At 69.8% G+C, this 4079-nt stretch carries 3 protein-coding genes; 2 read left to right on the forward strand and 1 reads right to left on the reverse strand.

From position 1 onward, the window contains the following. Positions 1-81: 81 nt before the first annotated feature. Positions 82-672, reverse strand: a complete 591-nt coding sequence (locus VFZ20_RS15875; RefSeq protein WP_329684890.1) for a hypothetical protein — start codon at positions 670-672, stop codon at positions 82-84. Between the two features lie 624 nt (positions 673-1296). Between VFZ20_RS15875 and VFZ20_RS15880 the strand changes: the two genes are divergently transcribed. Both VFZ20_RS15880 and VFZ20_RS15885 read left to right on the forward strand, forming a co-directional pair. Beyond that, entirely contained in the window at positions 1297-2694 is a 1398-nt protein-coding gene (locus VFZ20_RS15880) for an amidohydrolase (protein WP_329684891.1), read from the forward strand. Next, positions 2687-3964 (forward strand): amidohydrolase family protein, encoded by a 1278-nt coding sequence (locus tag VFZ20_RS15885; RefSeq protein WP_329684892.1) that lies wholly within the window; start codon positions 2687-2689, stop codon positions 3962-3964. The genes VFZ20_RS15880 and VFZ20_RS15885 overlap by 8 nt, the downstream gene beginning before the upstream one ends. The last annotated feature ends 115 nt before the right edge of the window (positions 3965-4079 follow it).

Raw genomic sequence — 4079 nt, forward strand, 5'->3', positions numbered from 1 at the left:
ATTCCGGCCGATGCGGATGATACACGAAGGCCCGCTCCCTCGAGGGGGAGCGGGCCTTTGCGTCATCCAATGACGTGCGGCTCAGCGGTGGGCGATGCCCCAGCGGCGATGGAAGTCGTCGTGGACGGACTTGCACTCGGAGCGCACCTGGATCTGCCAGCGCACGTCCAGCGGGCGCTGCGCGGCGCGCTCGCGGCACTGGCGGTCGTGCGAGTAGTGAAAGTCACGGTGCGCCGACTCGTACGACGATCCGCTGACGTTGCGGTTGTACGTGTCGTACGTCTCGTACCGGCCCGTGCGGCTGTCGTAGCGCTCCCAGCGGCTGTGCTGGCTGTTGTAGCGGCAGTTCTCCGCCGTGTTGTGCGGGTTGCCCCGGCCCTGGCACCAACCGGGCGGCACGCGGCGCTGCTGCTGGCTGGACACGCGATCATCGTAGCGGCGGTCGTCCGCGCGCCGGTCGTCCGTGCGGCGGCGCTCGAAGCGGGGACGATCGTCATCGTCGTCCCGGTCACGGTCGCGCTGCTCCTGCCGGTCACGGTCGCGGTGGTCGTTGCCGCGTCCGCGCCCCTGCGCGTCGGCGGGGGCGGCCATGAGCGTAGCCGCAAGCGCCGCTGCAAGGGCCAGGTTGAACGTCGTCTTCATCTGCGTGGGGCTCCCATGTTCGGTGATCATGCGTCCGAATCTCGGCGTGGCAGACGAGCAACGGCGGTGCCAAGTCACAGTGGGATAATATCCTAGCAAGTACGCGGATGTTTCCAGTTTCTGCTACGGTCGCAGCGCGGGAGGCGTCCTCTCGGGGGGACGGTGGTCGTCCGGGGAGCGGCACAGGCCCTCACCCGCTCGCTGTCGCTCGCACCCTCTCCCGCAAACTGCGCGGGAGAGGGTGTAGACTTCGACGAGCCGATTGCACCGGGGCAACCTCCACCCGGAATGCAGTTCTCCCCCTCTCCCGCGAAGCGGGGGCAGGGGGGTCGGGGGGTGGGGGGCCTTTCGCGGGCCGGCAGACAGTCCGCCATCGTGCTTGGGTTGTGATCACCTTCCCCCATGCCGTTTATGGGGGAAGGCAGGGATGGGGGGCGCTCCGCCCGCACGGGAAACGGGGCATCGGCGGATCTCCGTCCCCTCCTCGAACGGACGTTCGCCCTTGCCCCGGTATCCCGTATACGGCTAGAATGGCGCCCACTTCCCCGCGACGCTCCGACGCGCATTTCCGCCGGAGAAACGGCGTTCCAGCCGGTGCTAAAAAAGCTGAATTCCGCCCGTCGCATCCTCCCGCAACGCCTTCAGGAGAGACCCATGAAGCGTGCGTTGTCCGCCCTTGCGCTCGCGGCCACGGCGGCCGCCTGCTCACAGGGGCAGGCGCGGCCCGCCACGGCACCGGCGCAGCAGAACGCGCCGCAGCGGCCCGCGGACGCGTTCCCGTCCACGTACCGGCCCCTGCCGTCCGTGCCCACCCTCATCCGCGGCGGCACCGTCATGACCGCGGCGGGGCAGGTCATCCCCAACGGCCAGGTGCTGATGGTGGACGGCCGCATCGCCGCCGTCGGCCAGACGGTGGAGGCGCCGGCCAACGCCGTGGTGGTGGACGCCACCGGCAAGTGGGTCACGCCCGGGATCATCGACACCCACTCGCACCTGGGCGCGTACGCCTCGCCCGGCGTGCAGGCGCACTCCGACGGCAACGAGGCCACCAGCCCCAACACCGCCGAGGTGTGGGTGGAGCACTCGGTGTGGCCCCAGGACCCCGGCTTTACGCGGGCGCTGGAGGGCGGCATCACCTCCCTGCAGATCCTTCCCGGCAGCGCCAACCTGTTCGGCGGACGCAGCGTCACGCTCAAGAACGTGCCCAGCCGCACCGTGCAGGGAATGAAGTTTCCCGGCGCGCCATACGGGCTCAAGATCGCCTGCGGCGAGAATCCCAAGCGCGTGTACGGCAACCGCGGCGGCCCCAGCACCCGCATGGGCAACGTGGCCGGCTACCGCAGCGCCTGGATCCGCGCCGCCGACTACCGCCGGCGGATGGACGCGGCGGGCAGCAACGGTGCCAACGCGCCCACGCGCGACCTGGAGCTGGAGACGCTGGCGGGCGTGCTGCGGGGCGACATCCTCGTCCACAACCACTGCTACCGCGCCGACGAGATGGCGCAGATGATCGACATCTCGCACGAGTTCGGCTTCCGCATCCGCTCGTTTCACCACGGCGTGGAGGCGTACAAGATCCGCGACCTGATGGTGCGCGACAGCATCAGCGGCTCGCTGTGGGCCGACTGGTGGGGCTTCAAGATGGAGGCGCTGGACTTTACCCGTGCCAACATCGCCATGGTGCACCAGGCCGGCGCCCGCGCCATCGTGCACTCCGACGACCCCACGGGCATCCAGAAGCTCAACCAGGAAGCCGCCAAGGCCATCGAGGCCGGCCGCGAGGCGGGGATCGAGGTGTCGGAGAACGACGCCCTGCGCTGGCTGACGGCCAACCCGGCGTGGGCCCTGGGCATCCAGGACCAGGTGGGCACGCTGGAGCCGGGCAAGATGGCGGACGTCGTCATCTGGTCGCACAACCCGTTCAGCGTGTACGCCCGCGCCGACCGGGTGTACATCGACGGCGCGCTGCTCTTTGACCGCTTCGACCCGTCGCGCCAGCCCAGGACGGACTTCGAGGTGGGCCTGTTCCCGAGGGAGGCCTCGAATGACTAACCGCACGCTGATCGCCGCGGCCGCCGCGGCCCTGCTGGCCACGCCCGCCGCGGCGCAGACCATCGCCATCACGGGCGGCACGGTCATGCCCATCTCGGGCCCGGCCATCCCCAACGGCACCGTCCTGATCCAGAACGGCCGCATCGCCGCCGTAGGGGCCAACGTGGCCATCCCCGCCGGCGCCGTGCGCATCGACGCCACGGGCAAGACGGTCACGCCCGGCCTCTTCGAGTCGTCCACCAACATCGCGCTCGTGGAGGTGGATGCCGTCGGCACGACCAACGACTACCGCTTCCAGGACGAGGACCAGGTGGCGGCCGCCTTCAACGTGGCGGACGGCATCAACCCCCGGTCGATGGTCATCCCCGTCACCCGCATCGCCGGCGTGACGACGGTGGTCAGCCGTCCGGCGGGGGGGCTGATCTCCGGCCAGGGGCTGGCGTTCGACCTGATCGGCGACAACGTGGGCGAGATGGCCATCCGCTCGCCCATCGCCATGTTCGGCTCCGTGAGCGAGAGCGAGCAGGACGACGCGGGCGGCGGGACGCGCGGGGGCCTGTTCATGCGCCTGCGCGAGGCGCTGGAGGACGCGCGCGTGTGGGCCCGCAACCCGCAGGCGTTCGAGCGCGGCGAGACGCGGCAATTCTCCATCAGCCGGCTGGACCTGGCCGCCCTGCAGCCCGTGCTGCGCGGCGAGCTGCCCCTGGTGCTGGAGGCACACCGCGCCAGCGACATCCAGACGGCCATCCGCATCGCGCAGGAGTACAACCTCAAGCTCATCATCGCGGGCGGTACCGAGGGGTGGATGGTGGCCGACGACCTGGCCCGCGCCCGCGTCCCCGTGCTGGTGAAGGTGCTGCGCAACCTGCCGGAGAGCTTCGAGTCGCTGGGCGCGCGGTACGACAACGCGGCGCTGCTGCGCCGGGCCGGCGTGCAGGTGGCCATCACCACGGGCGAGACGTACAAGGCCTTCAACATCCGCCAGGAGGCCGGCAATGCCGTGGCGTACGGCCTTCCGTACGAGGAGGCGCTGCGCGCCGTGACGCTGTACCCCGCGCAGATCTTCGGCGTGGCGGACCGCTACGGCACGCTGGAGCCGGGCAAGGTGGCCAACGTGGTCGTGTGGGACGGCGACCCGCTGGAGCTGCTCACGCGCGTGGACCAGGTGATCATCCGCGGGCAGCAGGTGCCCATGGTGAGCCGCGAGACCATGCTGCGCGACCGCTACATGAACCTGGACGAGAACGTGCGGTCGTACCGCCAGCCGTGAAGTGCGTTAGTGCGTTAGTGCGTTAGTGCGTTAGTGCGTTAGTGCGTTAGTGCGTTAGTGCGTTAGTGCGTTAGTGCGTTAGTGCGTTAGTGCGTTAGTGCGTTAGTGCGTTAGT

It is taken from the genome of Longimicrobium sp. (genome assembly GCF_036280135.1).
In the GTDB taxonomy this organism is placed as follows: domain Bacteria; phylum Gemmatimonadota; class Gemmatimonadetes; order Longimicrobiales; family Longimicrobiaceae; genus Longimicrobium.

Coding starts and splice junctions, on each gene's coding strand:
- VFZ20_RS15885 (WP_329684892.1), top strand. CDS start 2,687: ATGACTAACCGCACGCTGATCGCCGCGGCCGCCGCGGCCCTGCTGGCC.
- VFZ20_RS15875 (WP_329684890.1), bottom strand. CDS start 672: ATGATCACCGAACATGGGAGCCCCACGCAGATGAAGACGACGTTCAAC.
- VFZ20_RS15880 (WP_329684891.1), top strand. CDS start 1,297: ATGAAGCGTGCGTTGTCCGCCCTTGCGCTCGCGGCCACGGCGGCCGCC.